This is a genomic window from Mesorhizobium sp. M0340 (assembly GCF_040321535.1).
GTDB lineage: Bacteria > Pseudomonadota > Alphaproteobacteria > Rhizobiales > Rhizobiaceae > Mesorhizobium.
Genome location: NZ_JAMYRR010000013.1, coordinates 135192 through 158856 on the forward strand (window position 1 = coordinate 135192; position 23665 = coordinate 158856).

The 23665-nt window shown below is 64.4% G+C and carries 25 protein-coding genes; 18 read left to right on the forward strand and 7 right to left on the reverse strand.

Translation table 11 applies throughout. The annotated features are described in order from the left end of the window. Positions 1-112: 112 nt before the first annotated feature. On the reverse strand, positions 113-982 hold the full coding sequence (locus tag NKI79_RS19620) for an endonuclease/exonuclease/phosphatase family protein (protein WP_352803540.1): 870 nt from the start codon (positions 980-982) through the stop codon (positions 113-115). 171 nt (positions 983-1153) lie between these two features. Here NKI79_RS19620 and obgE point away from each other — a divergent pair, with 171 nt between their 5' ends. Continuing rightward, positions 1154-2185 (forward strand): GTPase ObgE, encoded by a 1032-nt coding sequence (obgE, locus tag NKI79_RS19625; RefSeq protein WP_352803543.1) that lies wholly within the window; start codon positions 1154-1156, stop codon positions 2183-2185. Between the two features lie 2 nt (positions 2186-2187). Further along, on the forward strand, positions 2188-3333 hold the full coding sequence (proB, locus tag NKI79_RS19630; RefSeq protein WP_352479599.1) for a glutamate 5-kinase: 1146 nt from the start codon (positions 2188-2190) through the stop codon (positions 3331-3333). 7 nt (positions 3334-3340) lie between these two features. Here the strand turns inward: proB and NKI79_RS19635 are convergent, their stop codons facing one another. Beyond that, a complete protein-coding gene (locus NKI79_RS19635; protein WP_352803546.1) occupies positions 3341-3535 on the reverse strand; it encodes a hypothetical protein in 195 nt (64 codons plus the stop codon). Beyond that, entirely contained in the window at positions 3532-3816 is a 285-nt protein-coding gene (locus tag NKI79_RS19640; RefSeq protein WP_352479601.1) for a hypothetical protein, read from the reverse strand. The genes NKI79_RS19635 and NKI79_RS19640 overlap by 4 nt, the downstream gene beginning before the upstream one ends. A 77-nt stretch (positions 3817-3893) precedes the next feature. On the opposite strand from NKI79_RS19640, the gene NKI79_RS19645 reads away from it, so the two are divergent. From NKI79_RS19645 to NKI79_RS19655, 3 genes are all read left to right on the forward strand, one after another. After that, positions 3894-5174 (forward strand): glutamate-5-semialdehyde dehydrogenase, encoded by a 1281-nt coding sequence (locus tag NKI79_RS19645; protein WP_352803549.1) that lies wholly within the window; start codon positions 3894-3896, stop codon positions 5172-5174. Positions 5175-5309: 135 nt separating this feature from the next. Continuing rightward, entirely contained in the window at positions 5310-5897 is a 588-nt protein-coding gene (locus tag NKI79_RS19650) for a nicotinate-nucleotide adenylyltransferase (protein ID WP_352479636.1), read from the forward strand. A 74-nt stretch (positions 5898-5971) separates the two neighbouring features. Beyond that, entirely contained in the window at positions 5972-7261 is a 1290-nt protein-coding gene (locus NKI79_RS19655) for an MFS transporter (protein WP_352803552.1), read from the forward strand. Positions 7262-7287: 26 nt separating this feature from the next. Here NKI79_RS19655 and NKI79_RS19660 read toward each other — a convergent pair whose 3' ends face one another. Further along, positions 7288-8145 carry a mechanosensitive ion channel family protein gene (locus NKI79_RS19660; RefSeq protein WP_254816404.1) on the reverse strand — a complete coding sequence of 286 codons (858 nt, stop codon included), beginning with the start codon at positions 8143-8145 and terminating at the stop codon, positions 7288-7290. 239 nt (positions 8146-8384) lie between these two features. Here NKI79_RS19660 and rsfS point away from each other — a divergent pair, with 239 nt between their 5' ends. The 8 genes from rsfS (at position 8385) to NKI79_RS19700 (ending at position 16645) form a co-directional block, all read left to right on the forward strand. After that, the gene (gene rsfS / locus NKI79_RS19665) at positions 8385-8762 is read left to right on the forward strand and encodes a ribosome silencing factor (protein ID WP_023678068.1); all 378 of its coding nucleotides are present in this window, start codon (positions 8385-8387) and stop codon (positions 8760-8762) included. Positions 8763-8823: 61 nt separating this feature from the next. Then, positions 8824-9306 carry a 23S rRNA (pseudouridine(1915)-N(3))-methyltransferase RlmH gene (gene rlmH / locus NKI79_RS19670; protein WP_352701338.1) on the forward strand — a complete coding sequence of 161 codons (483 nt, stop codon included), beginning with the start codon at positions 8824-8826 and terminating at the stop codon, positions 9304-9306. A gap of 150 nt (positions 9307-9456) precedes the next feature. After that, positions 9457-10800, forward strand: a complete 1344-nt coding sequence (locus NKI79_RS19675; protein WP_352803554.1) for a murein hydrolase activator EnvC family protein — start codon at positions 9457-9459, stop codon at positions 10798-10800. Then, complete coding sequence (locus NKI79_RS19680; RefSeq protein WP_023719673.1) at positions 10801-12126, forward strand: S41 family peptidase; 1326 nt, start codon at positions 10801-10803, stop codon at positions 12124-12126. A 202-nt stretch (positions 12127-12328) separates the two neighbouring features. Beyond that, positions 12329-13528, forward strand: coding sequence for a divergent polysaccharide deacetylase family protein (locus NKI79_RS19685; RefSeq protein ID WP_352803557.1), 1200 nt, complete (start codon positions 12329-12331; stop codon positions 13526-13528). A 1-nt stretch (position 13529) separates the two neighbouring features. After that, positions 13530-14051 (forward strand): RNA pyrophosphohydrolase, encoded by a 522-nt coding sequence (locus NKI79_RS19690; RefSeq protein ID WP_292658495.1) that lies wholly within the window; start codon positions 13530-13532, stop codon positions 14049-14051. Positions 14052-14080: 29 nt separating this feature from the next. Then, positions 14081-15250 carry an alanine racemase gene (gene alr, locus NKI79_RS19695; protein WP_352803560.1) on the forward strand — a complete coding sequence of 390 codons (1170 nt, stop codon included), beginning with the start codon at positions 14081-14083 and terminating at the stop codon, positions 15248-15250. 66 nt (positions 15251-15316) lie between these two features. Beyond that, positions 15317-16645 carry a D-amino acid dehydrogenase gene (locus NKI79_RS19700; protein ID WP_352803636.1) on the forward strand — a complete coding sequence of 443 codons (1329 nt, stop codon included), beginning with the start codon at positions 15317-15319 and terminating at the stop codon, positions 16643-16645. Positions 16646-16682: 37 nt separating this feature from the next. Here the strand turns inward: NKI79_RS19700 and NKI79_RS19705 are convergent, their stop codons facing one another. Continuing rightward, on the reverse strand, positions 16683-17564 hold the full coding sequence (locus NKI79_RS19705; protein WP_352803563.1) for a LysR family transcriptional regulator: 882 nt from the start codon (positions 17562-17564) through the stop codon (positions 16683-16685). Positions 17565-17770: 206 nt separating this feature from the next. On the opposite strand from NKI79_RS19705, the gene NKI79_RS19710 reads away from it, so the two are divergent. Next, positions 17771-19267, forward strand: coding sequence for a CoA-acylating methylmalonate-semialdehyde dehydrogenase (locus NKI79_RS19710; protein WP_352803566.1), 1497 nt, complete (start codon positions 17771-17773; stop codon positions 19265-19267). A gap of 77 nt (positions 19268-19344) precedes the next feature. Here NKI79_RS19710 and NKI79_RS19715 read toward each other — a convergent pair whose 3' ends face one another. Continuing rightward, positions 19345-19629 carry a hypothetical protein gene (locus tag NKI79_RS19715; RefSeq protein ID WP_352803569.1) on the reverse strand — a complete coding sequence of 95 codons (285 nt, stop codon included), beginning with the start codon at positions 19627-19629 and terminating at the stop codon, positions 19345-19347. 136 nt (positions 19630-19765) lie between these two features. Here NKI79_RS19715 and NKI79_RS19720 point away from each other — a divergent pair, with 136 nt between their 5' ends. Together NKI79_RS19720 and NKI79_RS19725 are read left to right on the forward strand one after the other, a co-directional pair. Then, complete coding sequence (locus tag NKI79_RS19720) at positions 19766-20062, forward strand: hypothetical protein (protein WP_352479612.1); 297 nt, start codon at positions 19766-19768, stop codon at positions 20060-20062. Positions 20063-20348: 286 nt separating this feature from the next. Continuing rightward, the gene (locus NKI79_RS19725) at positions 20349-20681 is read left to right on the forward strand and encodes a hypothetical protein (RefSeq protein WP_352801632.1); all 333 of its coding nucleotides are present in this window, start codon (positions 20349-20351) and stop codon (positions 20679-20681) included. A 13-nt stretch (positions 20682-20694) separates the two neighbouring features. Here the strand turns inward: NKI79_RS19725 and NKI79_RS19730 are convergent, their stop codons facing one another. After that, positions 20695-21285, reverse strand: coding sequence for a GntR family transcriptional regulator (locus tag NKI79_RS19730; protein WP_502895519.1), 591 nt, complete (start codon positions 21283-21285; stop codon positions 20695-20697). A 166-nt stretch (positions 21286-21451) separates the two neighbouring features. On the opposite strand from NKI79_RS19730, the gene NKI79_RS19735 reads away from it, so the two are divergent. Both NKI79_RS19735 and NKI79_RS19740 read left to right on the forward strand, forming a co-directional pair. Then, on the forward strand, positions 21452-22345 hold the full coding sequence (locus NKI79_RS19735; protein ID WP_352504915.1) for a dihydrodipicolinate synthase family protein: 894 nt from the start codon (positions 21452-21454) through the stop codon (positions 22343-22345). Positions 22346-22393: 48 nt separating this feature from the next. After that, positions 22394-23644: an NAD(P)/FAD-dependent oxidoreductase gene (locus tag NKI79_RS19740; RefSeq protein ID WP_352803575.1), complete on the forward strand. Its 1251-nt coding sequence runs from the start codon at positions 22394-22396 to the stop codon at positions 23642-23644. Positions 23645-23665: the final 21 nt, after the last annotated feature.

Consider the following 23665-nt stretch of genomic DNA (forward strand, 5'->3'; position numbering starts at 1 on the left):
TCACGTACTCTAAGTACGCTCCGCTCCGGTTCTCGGAAGCCACCACTCTCGGCACGGCCTGACCTGAATCTCGACACACCTCGGCGCGAAAGATTGCGGACCAACGTTGACATCACGCCATCTCGACCCAGACCGGCAAGTGATCCGAACCGGCCACTTGCCGGTCGACCCACAGGCGCCTCAGCGATTTGGCAAGCGAAGCGCTGGTGAAGATGTAGTCGATGCGCTTGTAGCGGCTGGTATCGCCCGGCCGCTTGGGGTCGACCCAGGTGACGAGATCGGCGCCGGCAGCGCCGAGGCGCACGGCGGCATCGACGGCGAGGTCGGCGGTCACCGGCATGCCGAATTCATGGTCGGGTTGGCCGGCGAGTTCGACGTGCTCCGGCGATCCGGCGAGCATGTTGAAGTCGCCCATGACGACGAAGGCTTCAGGACAAGGCAGGTCCGGCAAGCCGATCTCGGCGACGCCGGAGAGCCCGCCGCCCTCGAGCGGGTAGTTTAATAGGCGTTCGCGCAGAAAGCGGATTTGGCTCAGGCGTTCAACCGGGCTGCGGTGGTCGAGATGGGTGGAATAGAAGCGGATCGGACCAAGCGGCGTTTCGATCAGCGCCTCCAGCGCGCCGCGCTGGAAGTTCATTGCTTCGAAACTGCGGCTGCGCGGCAAAAGGAGATTGCGCGACAGATGGATCGGCGTCCCCGACAGCAGCATGTTGCCGAGCTGGAAGGTGGTCGTGATGGCGCGGCCGTTCTCCAAGCGCGAGCCAGCGTCGGCTTCGAAATTGCTGCCGTAAACGGCAAAATAGTCGGGCAGCGCCTCGCCGAGTTCGGCCACCATGTCGCGGCCGCCATTCTTCGGGTTGGCGCGGGAGACCTCCTGCAGCGCGATCACGTCGGCGCCGCGCACGGCGTCGGCGATACGGCCGACATCGTACCGGCCGTCGAGACCGACGCCGTAGTGGATATTGTAAGTTACCAGCTTCATTCCGACATCTCGCGCTTGGAAAGCCGAAGATCGATTTTCGGCAAGGGTCAACCAAAGGCTACGCGTCCAGAGATACGCGCGACGTTACAGTAGTAAAAACGGCCCTCGCCCTTCGACCCGCCTTGGTTTAGAGCAATCCCGCAAAGCCAATAACAGAAACCATACAATCCGATGAAATTTCTCGATCAAGCCAAGGTCTACATCCGCTCCGGCGACGGCGGCGCCGGTTCGGTGTCGTTCCGCCGCGAAAAGTTTATCGAGTTCGGCGGTCCGGACGGTGGCGACGGTGGCCGCGGCGGCGATGTCTGGGTGGAGGCAGTCGACGGACTAAACACGCTGATCGACTATCGCTATCAGCAGCATTTCAAGGCCAAGACCGGGACGCACGGTATGGGCCGCAACATGACCGGCGCCAAGGGTGCCGACGTAACGCTGAAAGTGCCGGCCGGAACACAGGTCTTTGCCGAGGACAATGAGACGCTGATCTGCGATCTGACGGTCGTCGGCCAGCGCTTTCTGTTGGCCAAGGGCGGCAATGGCGGTTTCGGCAACCAGCACTTCAAGACCTCGACCAACCAGGCGCCGCGCCGCGCCAATCCCGGACTGCCAGGCGAAGAGCTCAACATCTGGCTCAGGCTGAAGCTGATCGCCGATGCCGGCCTTGTCGGGCTGCCCAACGCCGGCAAGTCGACCTTCCTGGCGGCGGTCACCGCGGCCAAGCCGAAGATCGCCGACTATCCCTTCACCACCCTGCATCCGGGCCTTGGCGTGGCCCGCATCGACGGGCGCGAATTCGTCATCGCCGACATTCCCGGCCTGATCGAAGGCGCGCATGAAGGGGTCGGCATCGGCGACCGCTTCCTTGGCCATGTCGAGCGCACGCGCGTCCTTCTGCATCTTGTCTCGGCGCAGGAAGAAAATCCGGCCAAGGCCTACAAGACCGTGCGTGCCGAGCTCGAAGCCTACGGCAACGGCCTAACCGACAAGGTCGAAATCGTCGCGCTTTCCCAGGTCGACATACTCGATGCCGACGCACGCAAGAAAAAGACCGCCTCGCTGAAACGCGCCGCCGGCCGCGCGCCGATGCTGCTTTCTGCTGTCACCGGCGAAGGCGTCGAGGCGGTGTTGCGCGCGCTGATGGCTGTGGTGGCGGAGGCCCGCGAAGCTGTCGCTGCGCCGGTCGAGACGCGCTGGAACACATAGCCATGGCCGCGCAATCGCTGAAAAATTATCGGCGCATTGCCGTCAAGATCGGCTCGGCGCTGCTTGTCGACCGCACGACGGGCCTGAAGCGCGACTGGCTGGCCTCGCTTGCCGACGACATCACCGTGCTGGCCAATGGCGGCGCCGAAATTCTCGTCGTGTCTTCCGGGGCGATTGCGCTCGGCCGCACCATCCTCGGCCTCGGCAAGCGAGCGCTGAAGCTCGAGGAGAGCCAGGCCGCTGCTGCCGTCGGGCAGATCGCCTTGGCCGGCGCCTGGTCGGATGCGCTCGGCAAGAATGGCTTGAAATCGGGCCAGATCCTGCTGACGCTCGGCGACACCGAAGAGCGCCGCCGCTACCTCAACGCGCGGGCGACGATCTCGACGCTGCTCAAGATGACGGCAGTGCCGGTCATCAACGAGAACGACACGGTGGCGACATCGGAAATCCGCTATGGCGACAACGACCGGCTGGCGGCGCGCGTCGCCACTATGATGGGCGCCGACCTTTTGGTGCTGCTTTCCGACATTGACGGGCTCTACACGGCACCGCCTGCGCGTGACCCGCAAGCTCGGTTCATTCCCGTCGTCGACCGCATCACTCCCGACATCGAGGCAATGGCGGGTGCTGCCGCTTCGGAATTGTCGCGCGGCGGCATGCGCACCAAGCTCGACGCCGGCAAGATCGCCACCGCCGCCGGCACCGCCATGATCATCACATCGGGCACGCGGCTGTCGCCGCTGCTGGCAATCGAGCGCGGCGAGCGCGCCACCTTCTTCCGGCCGAGCGCCAATCCGGTCAAGGGTTACAAGACCTGGATCGCCGGGCAGCTCGAACCTGCAGGACGGCTGACCGTCGATGCCGGCGCGATCAGCGCGCTGCTCTCCGGCAAGTCGCTGCTGCCGGCCGGCGTCAAATTGGTCAGCGGCAATTTTGCGCGCGGCGATACGGTGGCCATCCTGTCGCCCGAGGGCCGCGAGATAGCGCGCGGGCTGGTTGCCTATGATGCCGCCGATGCCGTAAGGATCGCTGGCCTGAAGACGACCGAGATCGAAACCGTGCTCGGCTACGAGGCGCGTTCGGCGATGATCCACCGCGACGACCTCGTGGTGAGCGGCGCGGCCGACGGAGATGCAGCCCGCCATTGACGGCGCGCTACTGGTCAGGCTCATGCGGCCATTTGGGTGGGTTGCGATATCGATCCTGAAAGTCCTGGTATATCTTCAGAAGTTCGCTGCAACCTCCCAACTCCGCTTCGATGCCAGCCTTGGCACGTCGATCCACTTCGGCTTGGGGAACATCCTTGTCGTCTTCGGCGACGAGATCGCGGATGAGCGCGTCAGTCGTCATTGCTTCTGCCCCTTCCATCCTTTTTTGAATTCCGCCTCAAGCCGAGCGCGCGGCCCACATCCATGCAACTCTTCAACAACGACGTTGATCTGGGAAAGCGGTGTCGGTGGCGCGCCGCAATAGCGCTCAGCGAGTGCGAGGGACATCATCGAGCTTACCATAAGCATGGCCTTGCCGTCGGGGCTCTCTCCAGGTTCAAATTTGTCGTCGCAGTAGTCCGCGGCACGGAGGCTTGTCGGTATGAGCATCGCGCCGAGAGCAACGAGGATAACTGTCTTCATTCTGCTTCCTCAAATTTGCGGCCATTGCCGCGAAGGCTGCCCGCGTGTAAATCCACCAGCTTCACTGGATCGGTCAAATGCTGAACAAACACCAAGGCGATGATGTAGCCAGTTTGATGACACGGATAGGCCGCAAGGCGCGCGCTGCCGCCCGACCGCTGGTCATTGCGAACACTGCTGCCAAGAATGCCGCGCTCCTCGCCATGGCCGACGCCATCATCGCCCGTGAGCAGGACATTCTCGATGCTAACGCCATCGATGTTTCGAATGGTCACGAATCCGGGCTTTCCGCCTCCTTCATAGATCGGCTGAAGCTCGATCCCGCCCGCATCCGCGCCATGGCAGACGGGATCAATGAAATCGCCGGGTTGCGCGATCCGGTCGGCGATGTCATTGCCGCCTGGGAGCGGCCGAACGGGTTGCATATCGAACGGGTGCGCACGCCGCTTGGCGTCGTCGGCGTCATCTATGAGAGCCGGCCGAACGTGACCGCCGATGCAGGCGCGCTCTGCCTCAAGGCGGGCAATCCGGTGATCCTGCGCGGCGGCTCGGATTCGGCGAATTCTTCCGCCGCGATCCATGCCTGCCTGGTCGAGGGGCTGAAGACAGCCGGGCTGCCGGAGGATGCCATACAGTTGGTGCCGACCACCGATCGCGCCGCCGTCGGCGAAATGCTGAAAGGGCTTTCCGGCAATCTCGAGGTCATCATCCCGCGCGGCGGCCGCAGGCTGGTCGAGCGTGTGCAGAACGAGGCACGGGTGCCGGTCTTCGCGCATCTCGAGGGCATCTGTCATCTCTATATCGACGGATCGGCCGATCTCGACATGGCGGTCAAGATCGCGGTCAATGCCAAGATGCGGCGCACCGGGGTGTGCGGTGCTGCCGAGACGCTGCTGGTCGACCGTGCCGTCGCCGGCACGCACCTGGTGCCGATCCTCGGGGCCCTACAGGCGGCAGGCTGCGAGATCCATGCCGATGCCGAGGTGCTGAAGCTTTATGCCGATGCCCAACCCGCGACCGATGCAGACTGGGTGACCGAATATCTCGATGCCATCATTGCGGTGAAGCTGGTCGACGGCGTTGCCGGCGCGATCGAGCATATCGAGAATTTTTCATCGCATCACACCGAGGCGATCATCGCCGAGGATGCAAAGGCCGTCGAACGGTTCTTCAGCGAGATCGATTCGGCGATCCTTCTGCACAACGCCTCGACCCAGTTTGCCGATGGCGGTGAGTTCGGTATGGGCGCCGAAATCGGCATTGCCACCGGCAAGATGCATGCGCGCGGGCCGGTCGGCGTCGAGCAACTGACGTCGTTCAAATACCGCGTACGCGGGTCGGGACAGGTGAGGCCTTGACCTTTTTCGCCGCTAGGGCTTGAAGTTTGCGCCCAGCCACCCCCCTCTGTCCTGCCGGACATCTCCTCCGCAAGGGGGGTGCTTAGCACGATGCTATCCCCTTCCGAGCATCCCGTCCCTCCGCGCTACCTCAAGATGCCGCATGCCGGGAAAGGCGTGGCGGTCGGGCTGTTCGGCGGTTCGTTCAACCCGCCGCACGCCGGCCATGCGCTGGTCGCCGAGATCGCGCTCAGACGCCTTGCGCTCGATCAGCTGTGGTGGATGGTGACGCCCGGCAACCCGCTCAAGAATGCCGGTGACCTGGCACCGCTGGCCAAGCGGCTGGAGCTATCCGAAAAGATCGCCAAGAACCCGAAGATCAAGGTCACCGCCTTCGAGGCGGCCCACCGCGTCCGCTTCACCGCCGATACGCTGGCGCTGGTCAAGGCGCGTAACCCCGGCGTCGATTTCGTCTGGATCATGGGGGCCGACTCGCTTCGCGACTTCCACCGCTGGCAGCGCTGGCGCCGCATCGTCATGACGTTCCCGATCGCGGTGGTCGACCGGCCGGGCGCGACACTGTCGTTCCTGTCGTCTGTGGTCGCCAAGACGTTCGACTATGCCCGCGTAGACGAGGGCGACGCGCCGCGGCTCGCCCGCATGGACGCGCCGGCCTGGACCTTCATCCACGGCCCTCGTTCGTCGCTGTCGTCGAGCGCGATCCGCAAGGTAGCAAGGGGCTGAGCCGACACGGAAGGCAAGACCGCTGATGTCGCTTTTGCCGCTGCCTTGACCAGCTTGATGGGCGATCCTCGGTCATGACGATTCTCGAGCGCGACCAGGACAAGAACGGTCTAGGGCAGCCGGCCCGCTCGATCGCCATTGCCAGTATCCTCTTGTCGATGGCGCTGATCGCCGTCGGCAATGGCCTCATGTTCGCCTATATCCCAGTCCGGCTCGGCGCCGCGGGCTTCGATCCGACTTGGGCGGGGCTGATCGTCACCGGCCTTTCGGCTGGCGGCCTCGCCGGCTGCATCCTGACCGGGCCGCTGGTGCGGCGTGTCGGCCATGCGCGCGTGTTCATGGTGCTGTCGGCACTCATCGTGCTGTCCAACGCCGCGGTCGGCGCCGGGCCGCATCCCTTGCCGTGGATCGCTGCACGGGCGCTCTACGGCTTTGCCATATGCGGCCTGTTCATCGTCGCGCAGAGCTGGCTGAACGATGTCGTCGCCAACGCCATCCGCGGCCGGGTCATGGCTATCTTCTACGTTGCCTATGTCGCCGGACTCGGCGTCGGCTATTCGACGCTGGCGTTGATCGATATCCGCGCGGCCGACGCGCCGCTGATCGGCATTGCCTTCACCGCGCTGTCGATCCTTCCCGTCGGGCTGACGCGGCTCGCGCAGCCACCAGCGCCACAAGCGGCGTCCGTGGCGCTCGGCCGCGCCTGGCGGATCTCGCCGGTCGGCGTTGCCGGCATGCTTGCCGTCGGCGGCCTGTCGATGACGATCTCGGGCTTTGCGCCGATCCATGCCACGGCCAAGGGCTACAGCCAGGCCGACGTCGCCTTGCTGCTTTCGGCAATGCCGGTCGGCACGCTGATCCTGCAGATCCCGCTCGGCTGGATTTCCGACCGCACCGACCGGCGCTTCGTGCTGATCGCGGCGTCGGCGCTTGCCGCCGCGGCGGGCCTGTTTGCCCTCGGTTTCGACGGCGGCGCGCTGGTGGCGCTGCTCGTCATCTACGTGGTCTGGGACGGCGCCTCGGAATCGATCTACTCTCTGGCCAGCGCCCATGCCGGCGATCGCGCCGGCAAGGACGACATGGTGGCGCTGTCGAGCTCGCTTTTGTTCGCCTGGTCGCTCTCCGGCTTCGTCGTGCCCGGCATCGTGACCGGGCTTTCCGCCGTATACGGCACGCAGGCCTTCATCTATGTGGCAATCGTCATTGCCGCCGCTTACTGCCTGTTCGTTCTTTGGCGAGTCGTCATGGTGCGGCCCGTGCCCGCCACCGAGACCGGCAGTTTCGCGCCGATGACGGCGCAGGCGCCGTTGCCCGTCGATCTCGCCTTCGCGCCCGAAGGTCAACGCGGGCGCGAAGAAATTTGAACACCCTCCAGCTGGCTTCAAATGCTCTATTGCCGTGTGGCTGAGGCATCCGCCTGCGGCGCTTTCGGTGCCGGCGCCGGGACCGAAAGGCCCTCGGCATCGAACGCCTGCTTGACACTCTTGGTGAGGTCGATCTGCGTGGCGAAGAAGTCGGCAGCCGCCGTCCAGTAGCGCAAGGTGATGGCGACGGTGCTGTCGCCGACGGTCGCGACAAAGGCGATCGGCGCAGGCTGCCGCCTGACACGCCGGTCGGCGGCGGCAACGCCAAGCATGGTCTTTTGCGCGAAGTCGATGTCGTTCCACGAGCCGATGCCGAGCGTGATGTCGCCGCGACGCACACCGTTGCGGGTGAAGTTGCGGACCGGCTGGTTCCATAGGGTCGAGTTGGGTGCAAGCACGTAGACGCCTTCGACCGTCCTCAGCGTTGTAGCGAACAGCCCGATCTCCTCGACGGTGCCGGATATGGCGCCGACCTCGACATATTCGCCGATGCGGAACGGCCGCAGCGCCAGCAGCATGATGCCGGCGGCAATGTTCTGCAGCGTGCCTTGCAGGGCCAGGCCGATGGCCAGGCCGGCGGCACCGATGGCGGCAATGATCGAAGCGGTCTGCACGCCGAACTGGCCGAGAACCATGATCACGACCAGCCCGAGGATGGCGTAGCGGACGACCTGCGAGAAGAAATGGCGGAGCGTTTCGTCGAAGCCATGGATATGGCCGAGGCCGGCATAGATCGAACGCTCGGCGAGGCCGGCGACGATATAGCCGATGACCAGCAGGATGACGGCGCCGACCGCCGAAAGCGAGTAGGAGACGATCAGCGTGCTGAGTTGCGCCAGGCCGGATTGCACGGTGAGGAGAGCGTTCTGGGGATCGATCGGCATGTCGGGATTCCGGTTCGTGGATGAGTCGATAACCGCCGCGGGGCGAGGCGGTTCCGATTTTCTCGCTCGGAAAGCCTCATATTCGGCCGCTGCCGGGCGCCTGCTTGCGAGCGGTGTCTTGAAACTGCAACCTAACTCTGCCTATCTAAGCAGTGTCACCTGATTTTGAAGGTGATTTGGTTGTTCTTGCTGCGAAAGGAAATACACTGAGAACAGCACTTCGGAAGAAGGCCGACATCGTGCCTTCGCCGGCCGGGATCAGCGTAAACGACGCCGTGTCCCGCGCCATCAAGACAGTCCTTGCCAGTCTGGAAGACTCCAAGGCCGAAAACATCGTCTCAATCGACATTCAGGGGAAATCGAGCCTCGGCGACTACATGGTCGTCGCATCGGGCCGATCGCACCGTCATGTCTCGGCTGTCGCCGATCACCTCCTCAAGGCGCTCAAGGATGCCGGGCTCGGCACGGCGCGCGTCGAGGGACTGGCTGGCGCCGACTGGGTCCTGATCGATTCGGGCGACATCATCGTCCATGTCTTCCGTCCCGAGGTCCGCGACTTCTACAATCTCGAAAAGATGTGGCAGGCGCCCGATCTCGAAGAGGAGACCCTCCACTGAGCCGTACTCGTCTTGATGCATGTCGTTGTCCGACATGCATCAGCGGCTCGTCGAGGCAAGGATGAAGATTACCGTTCATGCCGTGGGCCGAATGAAAGCCGGCCCCGAGAAGCAGTTGGCCGATCGCTATTTCGAGCGTTTTGCGAAGAGCGGTCCTGCCGTAGGCCTCGAATTCGCCGGGATCGTCGAGATTGCCGAAGGCCGCGCGCAGACGGCCAATGAGCGCCGGCGCGAGGAAGGCCAGAAGCTGCAGACGCACTTGCAACCGGGCACGGCGCTGGTGCTGCTGGACGAGCGCGGCAAGAACCTTTCCTCCGAGGATTTCGCCGGCCGCATAGGCTCGCTGCGCGATGGCGGGCGCAAGGCGCTGGTGATCGCCATTGGCGGCGCCGACGGCCATGACCAGTCGCTGCGCGACCTGGCTGATCTGACGGTGTCGCTCGGCGCGCTGACCTGGCCGCATCAGCTGGTCCGGGTAATGCTGGGCGAGCAGCTTTACCGGGCGGCAACGATCCTTTCCGGTCACCCCTACCATCGTTCATGAAGTCGGCTCGGTCGGCGAATTGATGCCAGCCGCCCGGATTTTTGCCCTAATGCTCATCAAGAGTTTGGGCTCATGGGTTTGCGGATGGCGGCCGGGGCTCGAACATGGTTGATGGTTCGTTAACGAAGCCGCGCATAGAGTTAGGCTTCAATGTCTGAAGACTGGAAATCACGAACGGGCTCCTGGCGCGTGCGCTACGGCATCGCCGTGGCGGCGATCGCGCTTTCGCTCGGCGTCGCGCGGGCTGAGAACACGCTCGACCTGGCGCCCGACCCGGACCAGAGCCGCGCCGAATACGAAAAAGTATCGAAAGAGATCACGCTGTCGTCCGAGCGGCTGGCCAAGCTCGCCGCCGACATCGCGGCGGTCAAGAAGGACCACGCCTCGATCACCGCGGCGCTGATCCAGTCGGCGATGACCGAGCAGAAGCTCGGCCAGGACATCGAGGACATTGGCGGCAAGCTGGAAGGGCTTAAGGCGCAGGAGCAGAAGATCCGCGCCTCACTGGCCGCCAGACGCGACGTTCTGGCCGAAGTGCTCGGCGCGCTGCAGCGCATGGGGCTCAATCCGCCGCCGGCGATCCTGGTCAAGCCGGAGGACGCATTGTCGTCGGTGCGCAGCGCCATCCTGCTCGGTGCCGTGGTGCCGGAACTGCGCCAGCAGACCGACATGTTGCTGACCGACCTCAAGGAGCAGTCGCGGGTGACGGCCTCGATCGAGGCCGAGCGGGCGCGGCTGACGGCAGCGATCGGCGAGCAGGCGGCGGAAAAAAAGCGGCTCGGCATGCTGCTCGAAGCCAAGCAGAAGCTCGCCGCCGATACGCAAACCGCGCTGGCCGCCGAAAAGCAGCGGTCCGCGACGTTGGCGGCCAAGGCCGGCAGCCTGAAAGAACTGATCGCCTCGCTCGAGGCCGATAGGGCCCGCAAGGCGGCGGATGCGGCCAAGGCAGCCGAGCAAAAGACGGCCGACGCCGACAAGGGCCCGGCATCGGCTGCGGCGTCGACGGAATTGGCCTCGCTGCCGGTGCCGGAGAGCAACAGGCTCACCGCTGCCGCGCCGTTTTCCGCGCTGCAAGGGCAGATCGCGCTGCCGGTCACCGGCAGGATCAAGCGGCGCTTCGGCGCCAACGACGGTAACGGCGCGGTGATGCTCGGTGACATGGTTGCGACACAATCGGGAGCCATCGTCACAGCACCGGCGGATGGAAATGTGCTTTATGCGGGGCCTTTCCGCTCTTACGGTCAACTCTTGATCCTGAATGCGGGTGACGGCTATCATGTCGTCCTGGCGGGGATGAGCAGAATCAGCGTCGCGTCTGGCCAGTCGGTGCTCGCAGGTGAGCCGGTCGGCGCGATGGGAGAGGCCCGGGTGGCGAGCACCTCGGCATCGAAGAATGGAAATGCCACGCCGGAGCTCTATGTCGAGTTCCGCAAGGATGGAAAACCCGTCGATCCGGCCCCATGGTGGGCGGACCGTTTTTCTGGAAGGACGTGAATGATGCGGAAACTGTCGCTTCTGTTTGCCGGTGCGCTGATGGGTGCATCGGCGATGAGCCTGGTCTATGGCGCGCCCGGCTCGACGGCGAAGGCTGCGGGCTCCGAGACCTATAAGCAACTGGCGATCTTCGGCGATATCTTCGAACGGGTGCGGGCGAATTATGTGACGCCGCCCGACGACAAGTCGCTGGTTGAAAATGCCATCAATGGCATGCTGTCCTCGCTCGACCCGCACTCCTCCTACATGAACGCCGAAGAAGCGCAGGACATGCGCGTTCAAACCAAGGGCGAGTTCGGCGGCCTCGGCATCGAGGTCACCATGGAGAACGACCTGGTCAAGGTGATCACGCCGATCGACGATACTCCGGCCGCCAAGGCTGGTGTGCTCGCCGGCGACTATATCGCCAAGATCGACGGCGAGGAGGTTCGCGGCCTGACGCTCAACGACGCCGTCGAGAAGATGCGCGGGCTGGTCAACACGCCGATCAAGCTCACCATCCTGCGCCAGGGCGCCGACAAGCCGATCGAACTGACCGTCGTGCGCGACATCATCAAGGTCAAGGCGGTCAAGTTCCGGGTCGAAAACGACATCGGCTACATGAAGATCACCTCCTTTACCGAAAAGACCTATGACGACCTCGAGAATGCCATCGACACCATCAAGAAGCAGGTGCCGAACGACAAGCTCAAGGGCTACGTGCTCGACCTGCGCCTCAATCCGGGCGGTTTGCTCGACCAGGCGGTGAGCGTGTCGGATGCCTTCCTCGATCGTGGCGAGATCGTCTCGACGCGCGGCCGCGATCCGAAGGACGTCACCCGCTTCGACGCACGGGCCGGCGACGACATCGGCGGCAAGCCGCTGATCGTGCTCGTCAATGGCGGCTCGGCCAGTGCCTCGGAAATCGTCGCCGGCGCACTGCAGGATCTGCGCCGCGCCACGGTGGTCGGCACGCAGTCTTTCGGCAAGGGTTCGGTGCAGACCATCATCCCGCTTGGCGAGAACGGGGCGCTGCGGCTGACGACGGCGCTCTATTACACGCCGTCCGGCAAGTCGATCCAGGGCAAGGGCATCACGCCTGACATCAAGGTCGACCAGCCGCTGCCGGCGGAACTGCAGGGCAGGGATCTGACGCGCGGCGAATCCGACCTCAAGGGCCATATCAAGGGCGCCGACGAAGGCACGACCGGTTCGGGTTCGGCAGCCTATGTGCCGCCGGAGCCGAAGGACGATTTGCAGCTCATCTATGCCGAGCAGCTGCTGCGCGGCCAGAAGACCGATCCGGCGTTCCCGCCGAATCCGCAAAAGGCCGTGTTGAACCAGTAAGGGCGGGCAAGCCGGGCCAAACGGGTCTGGCTGCCTGAGCGAAGCGATGCGATGCTGCCGGGGCCGCGAGGCTCCGGCAGTTTGATTCGGGGCTGCGGCCGGCATGCTGCGCGTCCAGTGAAGCAAGGGGACGCGCCGACATTTTGGATCTTGCGCCTCCGGAGAAGGTTTTACTTCGGGGATGCACGCCGGGGGTGCGGGCTTGGCTGATATCGGCAAGGACATAGAACGACCTCTCGGACAGGCGATCCGGCCGTCGCGCTCGGGCAGCGGGATCAGCGCCGGTGCGGTCGCGGCCGCGCTTGTCGTGCTGTCGATGGTCGGCGTCTCCAGCGCGATCGCCTTGCGCGACAAGCCGTTCCGGAAGCTGCAGGAAGTAGCGGTCTCGACGCCGAAGACGTCGGCGGCGGCGGATACCGCCGCGGCGCCAGCCAAGGCGACGCCCGAAACGGCAGCGCCAAGCAACGCAAGCGGGGCCAACATAAGCGGGCCGAAGACGGGCGGTCCGCAGATCATCCATGTCCCGACCGAGGAGGGCGATGGTCCACCCGAGGCGGCCATCGTCATCCGCGACCCTTCGACGATCGGCCAGAACCTCAGGATCGCGCACATTCCCGACAAGGCACTGATCGAGGCCAGCGAGACCGGTCCGCTGCCGATCCGCGCCGCCGACGGCCGGCGCCCGTTCGATGTCTATGCACGGCCGTGGTCCGGCGCACGCGGTGCACGCGTGGCGCTCGTCATCGGCGGTCTTGCCGTGTCGCAGACCGGCACGCAGGCAGCCATCGCCAAGCTGCCGGCGGAGGTGACGCTGGCCTTCGCGCCGCAAGGCAACAGCATCGGCCGCTGGATGCAGGTGGCGCGGCAGGGCGGCCATGAGGTCATCATGCAGGTGCCGCTCGAGCCGTTCGACTATCCGAACGTCAATCCCGGCCGCAACACGCTGACCGTGGCTGCGACGCCGGACGAGAATTTGAAGAATTTACGCTGGGCGCTGTCGCGAACGACCAACTACACCGGCGTCATGAACTATATGGGCGCCCGCTTTTCGGCCGACGCGACGGCAATGGGGCCATTGATGGCCGAGCTTGGCAAGCGTGGCCTCGCCTATGTCGATGACGGTTCCTCAGCGCGCAGCCTGGCACCCGAATTGGCGCTGAAGGACGGCGTGCCGTTCGTCGGCGGCGATACGGCGATCGACGCGGTGCAGGACCGCGGCGCCATATTGAAGAAACTGGATGGGCTGGAAGCGACGGCGCGGGCGAAAGGGTTTGCCGTCGGCATCGGCTCGGCTTTCGACCTGACGGTGGATACCGTGTCTTCCTGGGTGACCGAGGCCAAGAAGCGCGGCATCGAGATCGTGCCGATTTCGGCGGTGGCCATAGATCCGGAAAAAGGCTGAGATGGCAAAGAACAAGCTCGTTGACGCCGAGACACTGCCCTACCGGCCCTGCGTAGGGGTGATGGTCCTCAATGGCGACGGCCTGGTCTGGGTCGGCCGTCGCATTGCCGAGCCGGACAGCGAATTCGCTGGAACGACGCAGCTCTGGCAGATGCCGCAGGGCGGCATCGACGATGGCGAGGAGCCGCTGCCCGCGGCGGCGCGCGAACTCTACGAAGAGACCGGCATGCGCTCGGTGTCGCTGCTGGCCGAGGCGCCGCACTGGATCAACTACGACCTGCCGGCGCATCTGGTCGGCGTCGCCTTCAAGGGACGGTATCGCGGCCAGACGCAGAAATGGTTTGCCTTCCGCTTCCACGGTGACGAAAGCGAGATCGCGATCAATCCGCCACCGGGTGGCCACAAGGCCGAGTTCGACCGGTGGGCGTGGCGGCCGATGCTGGAATTGCCGGGCCTGATCGTGCCGTTCAAGCGCAAGGTCTACGAAGACGTGGTGGCAGCGTTCCGGCATTTGGTGGCGTAGCCACTGGCCTTCCGCTAAAACAGGTCGGCATGAACGACATCTCCAGCAAATCTCTTCCGCAGGCCGTTGCTCCACGGCAGGCTGGCGCCCCGAGCGAGCCGATCAGCGAAGCGGCGGCGGGGGCAATCCTGACCATCGATCTCGGCGCCATCCGTGAGAATTACCGGCGGCTGAAGGCGCGGCTGGGCGGCGTCAGCTGTGCTGGAGTGGTCAAGGCCGACGGTTACGGGATTGGCGCGGCACCGGTGGCGGCGGCACTGATGGCTGAGGGCTGTAATACCTTCTTTGTTGCGCATTTGGCCGGCGGCATCTTGCTGCGCAAGGCGCTCGGCTCAGACCCAGCCATTTATGTGCTGAACGGCATTCCGCCGGGTGCGGAAAGGGAAGCGGTTGCAGCAGGGCTTTGCAGCGTACTCAACAGCGCCAGCCAACTCGCGGCATGGCGCGAAATGGCCGGACGGGTGGGCCGTAAGCTGCCGGCCGCCCTCCAGGTTGACAGCGGCATGTCGCGGCTCGGCATGACGCCGTCCGAGGTGAAGGCAGTCGCGCGGGATCCACAGGCCTTCGACGGTGTCGAACTGACCTTCGTGATGAGCCATCTCGCCTGCGCCGACGAACCCGAGCAACCGGCCAACGAGCGGCAGCGGCTGGAATTCGAACGGCTGCGCCGAATGCTGCCGGAAGCGCCGGCTTCCCTTGCCAATTCATCAGGCATTTTTCTCGGGCAGCGCTATCACTACGACCTCGTTCGTCCGGGTGCCGCTCTCTATGGCGTCAATCCGACGCCGGCGAAGGACAATCCGATGCTGCCGGTGGTGCGATTGCAGGCCAAGGTCATCCAGATGCGGATGCTGGAGGCCGGCGCCGGTGTCGGCTACGGCCACACTTTCCATGCCAAGGCCCCGCTTGCCGCGGCGACGATTTCGCTCGGCTACGGCGATGGCTGGCATCGTCGCGCCGCTTCCGCTGCCTGGTTCGAAAATGTGCGGCTGCCCTTCGTCGGTCGGATTTCAATGGATACGATCATCCTTGACATTTCCGCACTGCCGCCCGGCAAGCTGAAGGCCGGCGACCTCGTTGAACTAATCGGGCCGTCGTCGCAGACAGTGGACCAGGTAGCCGGCCAGGCCGGCACTATCGGCTACGAGGTCTTGACCAGCCTCGGCCACCGTTTCCACCGGCGCTATGTGAATTGCTAGGGCGCAAGCTTGTTGTCCTCACGCATGTCTTTTCCCTGAGCATCGGCACTTGGCTGACGCCACAGAATCCGGCAGACAGAAGGCGGCGATGATCCCGGTCTCGAATCCCGACGAGATGCCGCCGCGGAGAACCAAACGATGAAGATCTTCGTGCTGGGCGGCGGCGTGATCGGGGTCACGACCGCCTATTTTCTTGCCGAGGCCGGCCATCAGGTGACCGTGATCGATCGCCAGAAAGGCCCGGCGCTGGAAACCAGCTTTGCCAATGCCGGCGAGATCTCGCCTGGCTATGCCTCGCCCTGGGCCGGGCCCGGCGTTCCGCTGAAGGCCATCAAATGGCTTTTGATGAAGCACGGCCCACTGGTGGTGCGACCGGCCCTCGATCCGCATATGTGGATATGGCTGGTCAAGATACTGCGCAATTGCACGGCTGAACGCTACGCGCTGAACAAGGCGCGCATGGTGCCGCTGGCCGAGTACAGCCGCGACACGCTGAAGGTGCTGCGCGAGGCGACCGGCATCGCCTATGACGAGCGCGCCAAGGGCACGCTGCAGCTTTTCCGAACGCAAAAGCAGCTCGACGGCGTCGGCGGCGATGTCGAGGTGCTGAAGACCTATGGCGTCCCCTACGAGGTCCTCGACCCCGACGGCTGCATTGCGGCCGAACCCGCGCTGGCCGGCGTGCGCGAAAAATTCGTCGGTGGCCTGCGGTTGCCCCGCGACGAAACCGGCGACTGCAAGATGTTTACCGACAGGCTTGCCGAGCTTTGCGCGGCACGCGGCGTCACCTTCGAATACGACACGGAGATACGACGCGTCGTCAAGAAGCGCGATCGCATCACCAACATCAGCACCAGCAAGGGCTGGATGGTCGCTGATGCTTATGTGATGGCGATGGGCAGCTATTCGGCGCGGTTCATGCGCACGCTGAAGCGGCCCATCCCGGTCTACCCGGTCAAGGGCTATTCGATCACCCTGCCGATCAAGGACGCCGCCGCCGCACCGGTCTCGACCGTGATGGACGAGAGCTACAAAGTAGCGATCACCCGGCTCGGCGATCGTATCCGGGTCGGCGGCACGGCGGAGATTTCCGGCTTCGACCTGCGGCTGCACGAATCGCGGCGCCGCACGCTCGAACATTCGGTCGGCGACCTGTTCCCGGGCAGCGGCGACATGCGATCGGCGACCTTCTGGTGCGGTCTGCGGCCGATGACACCGGACGGGCCGCCGCTGATCGGCCGCACCGATTTCTCCAATCTCTATCTCAATACCGGCCATGGCACACTCGGTTGGACCATGGCCTGCGGCTCGGCTAAGGTTCTAGCCGACATCATCTCCAGCCGGGTGCCGGACATCGACGTCGGCGATCTCGGGCCGGGACGATACGCCAAGTAAGACCCGGCAGCTTAAGGCAGCCGCCTGCCGATAGGGTTCACGCGAACAAACCCCTGTCCCGTTCGACGGCCTTGGTGATGAAGCTCGAGACGACCTGGACGCGGCGCAGCGGCCTGACCGATTCGTGATAGACCAGCCAGTAGGCGCGGCGGATGGGTGCGACGATATCGAGGGGCACCAACTCCGGCATCGAGCGGGCAACGAAGGTGTGCAGTATGCCGATGCCGGCGCCGGAACGCACCGCTTCGGCCTGGCCGAGCGCGGAGGAAATGGCGAAGCTGGTGCGCCAGTCGGCGCTGAATTCGGCCGCGTAGTCGAGCGAGGGACTGACGATCAGATCCGGCACGTAGCCGATCAGCGTATGCTGCCCTAGCTCGGCGGCGGTTCGGGGTAGGCCATGGGTGTCGGTGTAGGCACGCGACGCGAACAGGCCGAGCGTGTAGTCGACCAGCTTTCCCGCCACCAGGCGGCCTTCCGTCGGCCGCTCGACGGTGATGGCAATGTCGGCCTCGCGCCGTGACAAAGAGAAGGAGCGTGGCACCGGCACCAGCTGGATGGTGAGTTCACGGTGCAGAGCGGTCAGCGCGCCGAGGCGCCTGGCCAGGAAGGCGACGCCAAAACCGTCTGGCGCGCCGATCCGCACGGTGCCCGACACGTCGTCGCCTTCGCCTGAAACAGTCGAGCGCGCGGCGATCATGTCGCCCTCCATGCGTTCGGCGATCTCGAGGAAACGCTCGCCCGCCGGCGTCAGCTCACTGCCGGTGGTAAGCCGGCGAAACAGTTTTGTCCTGAGCGCATCCTCGAGGGCGGCGATGCGGCGCGAGACGGTCGCGTGGTTAAGCTCCAGCCGCCTGGCGGCGCCGAGGATCTGACCGGCCCGCGCCACGGCAAGGAAGATGCGGGCATCATCCCAGTTCATGGGAGATGTCCGGCAGGACAGAGGAGGGGTGTGAAGAAGCTCAACCTGAAAGTTCCACCATATCAGGCGCAGCCTACCATTTGCGCCATTTGATGCACAGATATTCACCGCTATCTATTTTCTGCACAACGGTTGCGTTTTCGCTCGCGTTGCCATCGCTCTCGCAAAGGCGGACAATGCCTAATCACGAACCAGGGAGAGAGACCATGATCGAATACGGTCATTTCATCGGCGGCAAGCGCGTCGCCGGAACCAGCGGCCGCAAGCAGGACGTCATGCAGCCGATGGACGGCACGGTGCGCGGCACGGTGGCGCTGGCTTCGCAGGCGGAATTGCGCGCGGCGGTCGAAAACGCCAAGGCGGCACAGCCCGGCTGGGCGGCGACCAACCCGCAGCGGCGCGTGCGCGTCCTGATGCGGTTCCTCGAGCTGATCGCCAAGGAGTATGACGCGCTGGCCGAGATATTGGCGCGCGAACACGGCAAGACCATCGCCGACGCCAAGGGCGACATCCAGCGCGGCCTCGAAGTGGTCGAGGTCTGCATCGGTGCGCCGCACATGATGAAGGGCGAGTTCACCGATGGCGCAGGCCCCGGCATCGACGTCTATTCGATGCGCCAGCCGCTCGGCGTCGTCGCCGGCATCACGCCGTTCAATTTTCCGGCAATGATCCCGCTGTGGAAGATCGCGCCGGCCATCGCCTGCGGCAATGCCTTCATCCTCAAGCCGTCCGAGCGCGACCCGGGCGTGCCGATGCGCATTGCCGAACTGTTCATCGAGGCCGGCCTGCCGGCGGGCATCCTCAATGTCGTCAATGGCGACAAGGAAGTGGTCGACGCCATCCTCGACGATCCCGACATCAAGGCCATCGGTTTCGTCGGCTCGACGCCGATCGCCCAGTACATCTACTCGCGCGGCTGCGCGGCCGGCAAGCGCGTGCAGTGCTTCGGCGGTGCCAAGAATCACATGATCATCATGCCGGATGCCGACATGGACCAGACCGTCGACGCGCTGATCGGCGCCGGCTACGGCTCGGCCGGCGAGCGCTGCATGGCGATCTCGGTGGCCGTTCCGGTCGGCAACGACACCGCCAACCGGCTGATGGAAAGACTGGTGCCGCGCGTCGAGAGCCTGAAGGTCGGTCCGTCGACGGATTCTTCCGCCGATTTCGGCCCGCTGGTCACGGCGCAGGCGCTGGAGCGGGTCAAGTCCTATGTCGACACCGGCGTCAAGGAAGGCGCCAAGCTGGTCGTCGATGGACGCGGCTTTTCCATGCAGGGTTACGAGAACGGCTACTATATGGGCGGCTGCCTGTTCGACAATGTGACCGCCGACATGCGCATCTACAAGGAAGAGATCTTCGGGCCGGTGCTGTCGGTGGTGCGCGCACCGACCTACGAGAACGCGATCAGGCTCGCCAACGAGCACGAGATGGGCAATGGCGTCGCTATCTTCACCCGCGACGGCGATGCGGCGCGCGACTTCGCCTCGCGGGTCCAGGTCGGCATGGTCGGCATCAACGTGCCGATCCCGGTGCCGATCGCCTACTATACGTTTGGCGGCTGGAAGGCGTCCTCCTTCGGCGACCTCAACCAGCACGGGCCGGACGCGTTCCGCTTCTACACCAAGACCAAGACGGTGACGTCGCGCTGGCCGTCCGGCGTGAAGGATGGCGCCGAATTCGTCATTCCGACGATGAATTAGCCGAACGGTTTCTGTCTGCGCGTCCTCGCCTTCGGCTTCGGGCGCGCGGGCCGGCGTGAAGGATGGCGCCGAGTTCGTCATTCCGACGATGAATTAGCCGGACGGTTTCTGTCTGCGCGTCCTCGCCTTCGGCTTCGGGCGCGCGGGCCGGCTTGAAGGATGGCGCCGAATTCGTCATCCCGACGATGAATTAGCCGGACGGTTTCTGTCTGCGCGTCCTCGCCTTCGGCTTCGGGCGCGCCGGCCGGCGTGAAGGATGGCGCCGAGTTCATCATCCCGACGATGAACTGATCCAGATCGCGGAAAGCAAAAGAAGGCCTGGGCTCGACCCGGGTCTTTTTTGTCGCGATCTTCATCGGCATGAACACTAATGTGATGGAACCAAGAAGGCAGCAATCTTCTTAGGTTGCAGTCCTGCCGCGAAGCAGACGCTGGCAGATCAACCAACGGCGCTGGTGACGGCTCCGGGGATATCGTCCGGCGCAAAGGAGGTGTCAGATGACACGTCTCATGGCGACTGTAGCTTGCGCTGCGATGGCCCTTTCCGCCGTCCCGGCAATGGCTGCCGAGCAATGTGCGGCACGCGCCGATATGGTCAAGGCGCTCGGCGAGAAGTTTCATGAAAACCCGAGCGCGGTCGGCGTCGTCAATCCGAATGTGGTGCTTGAAGTCTTCGTTTCCGACAAGGGCACATGGACCATCCTCGCCAGCGACACAAAAGGCCAAAGCTGCGTGATTTCAGTCGGCGAAGGCTGGGAGAGCGCGATGACGATAGCGGCGCTGCCAGGCACCTGATGAGGTTCCACGCTCGCGCGTAGCAGCGGCCTCGCATGGCCGCGCAGCCTGCCCATTCTTTCGGCGAGAACCGTAAAACGGATCTGCAGGCGCCCGCTTGGGCGCCTGCTTGCGCTTTTCCATTGCCGATACCATATATCTGGAACATAATGGGAACATCTGGAATCGTTCCCACCGATGGCAGACCGGAACACAGAAAGGAACGACGCGATGATGATGACGTCGGAACCGGCCTGGATCGCTCCGGCAAAGTGAGGCTGTCAAACCCCTCCTTTGCCGGAACGTGATGGCAAAGGAGGTGCCTATGGCACACAAATCGCTGTTGGGATGGGTGAAAACCCTGGTTCTTGCTGGCGCATTGGCGGTGGGTACGAACACCGCAAGCGCGCAATATCAATACTGCGTTGAACATGGCGAGCTCGTCGCCCATTTGAGCGAGAAGTTCCAGGAAAGGCAGTTTGCTTTGGGGCTGATCGGTCATGAGGCGGTCATGGAAGTCTTTGTCGCCGAGACCGGAACCTGGAGTATCGTCGTCACCGATGTCGCCGGCAGAAGCTGCATCGTCGCGGCCGGCGACAATTGGGAAAACGTGATGGCCCTGCCCGGCCAGGGCGCATGACGAAATGACAGGCTCAGCGTGTGGCAGCTGCCTCGGCATGGCCGCGCAATAGTGCCATCAGGCGCTTGGCGTCCTTGGCCGCGGCCTCCTCGTCGCCGGCTAGAATCGAGCGGATCAGCGCGACATGATGCTCGGCGGATTCGGCCAAGCCGGTATCGGCCTTGTAGCGGAACCAGAAACGGCGGCTGTGGGTTTGCAAGGGCGCCGCCAGGCGCGCGGCGAACGGGTTGTCGGCAGCCAGCGCCAGCGCCTCGTCGAGCGCCTTGTCGGCCTGGATGAAGTAAAACACATTTTCCGAAATCACCGCCTTTTGCATGGCAAGGGCAGCGTCATGGAACAGGTCGGCGGCCTCGCGGGTGACGAAGCGAGCGGCCGAGCGGGCAAGCACCACCTCGACGCCACGGCGGGCGTCGAGGACACGCAGCCAGTCGCCGGGGTGCAGCGGGGCAATGGCAATGCCGGCGCGCGGCCGGACCTCGAGCAGCCCCTCCCAAGCCAGCCGCTGGATCGCTTCGCGAACCGGGGTGCGGCCGAGGCCGAGCCTGTCGATCAGCGCCCCCTCGGTGATGAAGCTCGCCGGCGCCAGCTCGAGAGTTACGATCATGTGCTCGAGCCTGCGGTAGGCCTTCGCAGTTGCCGACTCGGAGCCCGGGCTGTCATATACCAATGCGGCTTCTCCTGATATATTGTTGATATATCATATCGGATTCAACGTTGACAGCCGGCTTCTTAAGAAATATACGACTGATATATCAGATGGAGCGATCGACATGTGGGCCGGAGTCTTCCCCGCCGTTACGACCAAATTCACCGAGGACGACGGCCTCGACCATGCCGAGATGGAGCGCTGCTTTGCGCTGCAGATGGAGGCCGGCTGTGACGGCATCATCGTCTGCGGGTCGCTCGGCGAAGGCCCGATGCTGTCGCATGACGAGAAGATCGCGGTGCTGAAGACCGCCCAGAAGATCGCCGGCAAAAAACCGGTGCTGTTGACGGTCAACGAGGCCGGTACACGCGAGGCGGCGGCGATCGCACGCCGCGCCGCCAAGGAAGGCGCCAACGGTTTGATGGTGGTGCCGAGCCCGATCTACCATACCAATGCCGAGGAGACGGTCGCGGCACTCAGCGCCGTCGCCGCGGCCGGCGACCTGCCGGTGATGATCTACTCCAACCGGCTTGCCTATCGCGTCGACGTCACCGTTGACCAGATGGAGGAGTTGGCCAAGGACCAGCGCTTCGTCGCCATAAAAGAGTCCTCGGACGACATCCGCCGCTCGACCGAGATCATCAACCGCCTCGGCGACCGCTACGACCTGTTCACCGGCGTCGACAATCTCGCCTTTGAGGCGCTGTCGGTCGGCGCCATCGGCTGGGTGGCGGGCTTGGTCACCGCGTTCCCGCGCGAGACCGTCGCCATCTACCAGCTGATGAGACAGGGCCGCCGCGAGGAGGCGTTGAAGATCTACCGCTGGTTCCGGCCGCTGCTCGACCTCGACGTCTCGACCTATCTGGTGCAGAACATCAAGCTCGCCGAAGTTTTGGCGATCAACACCAACGACCGCGTGCGCATGCCGCGCCAGCCATTGTCGGGCGAGCGGCGCAAGGCAGTCGAAAAGGTCGTCAGGGATGCGCTGGCCGTGCGGCCGCAACTGCCGGCATTCTGATCCAGTGCCTTCGAGGGTGTTTGCAGATGTGCAGCGCGGCGCATGGCAATGAATGACAATGCTACGCTCGATGTCGCCATCATTGGTGGCGGCATTATCGGCATCTGCGCTGCCGCATTTCTGGCCGAGGCGGGGCGAAACGTCACGATCTTCGATCGGACGGGGATCTGCGAGGAGACCAGTTCCGGCAATGCCGCCGCCTTTGCCTTCTCCGACGTGCTGCCGCTCGCCCACAAGGGGATGATCAGGCAGCTGCCGAAATGGCTCGCCGACCCGCTCGGCCCGCTCAGCATCCCACCCGCCTATCTGCTGAAGCTGCTGCCCTGGCTGGTCCGCTTCTGGCGCGCCGGCCGAAGCGACCGCTATGAAGCCGGCCTTGCCGCACAGGCCGGGATGATGAAGCTCGCGGAGGCGGAATGGATGGGTTTGCTCGACCGTTCCGGCACACGGCCGATGCTGCACGAGGACGGCTCGCTCGAACTCTACGAAAGCGAAGCCGAGTTCAAAGCCTCACTGCCCGGCTGGGCGGCAAGGCAGCGCTTCGGCATCGGCTTCAGCCATGTCGAGGGGAGCGCTCTCGCCGCCTTGCAGCCCGGTCTGTCGCCGCGCTTCGTCAAGGGAACGTTCGTGCCGGGGTGGAAAACCGTCGCCGACCCCAAGCGGCTTGGAAAGGCGTTATGGGCCTATGCCGAGAGGTTGGGCGCCGGGTTCGAAAGGGCCCGGATCGAGCGTGTCGAGGCGGGACAGGACGGCGCGATCCTGACCATGGCCGGCGGCACGAGGCGACGGGCGAAGCATCTCGTCATCGCTGCCGGGGCCTGGTCGCACCTGCTGGCGAGACATCTCGGCGACGGAATCCCGCTGGAGACCGAGCGTGGCTACAACACGACGCTGCCGAAGACTGCCTTCGACGTAAGGCGGCAATTGATCTTTTCCGGGCATGGCTTCGTCATCACGCCGCTCGAGACGGGCCTGCGCGTCGGTGGTGCGGTCGAACTCGGCGGGCTTGAAAGGCCGCCCAATTATGCGCGCTCGAAAGCGCTGCTCGAAAAGGCGCAGAAATTCCTGCCGGGACTGGATCCGGCCAATGGGCGCGAATGGATGGGGTTCCGGCCGTCGCTGCCGGATTCGCTGCCGGTGATCGGGCAGTCGCAAAAAACGCCGTCGGTGGTGTACGGTTTCGGCCATGGTCACCTCGGCCTGACCCAGGCCGCGGCGACCGGACGCTTGATCCGCGAGCTCGTTCTCGGGCAGAGTCCATCGCTCGATCTCGGTCCGTTCAGCCCGCAACGGTTTTGAGATCGAAGACATTCAGTTGGG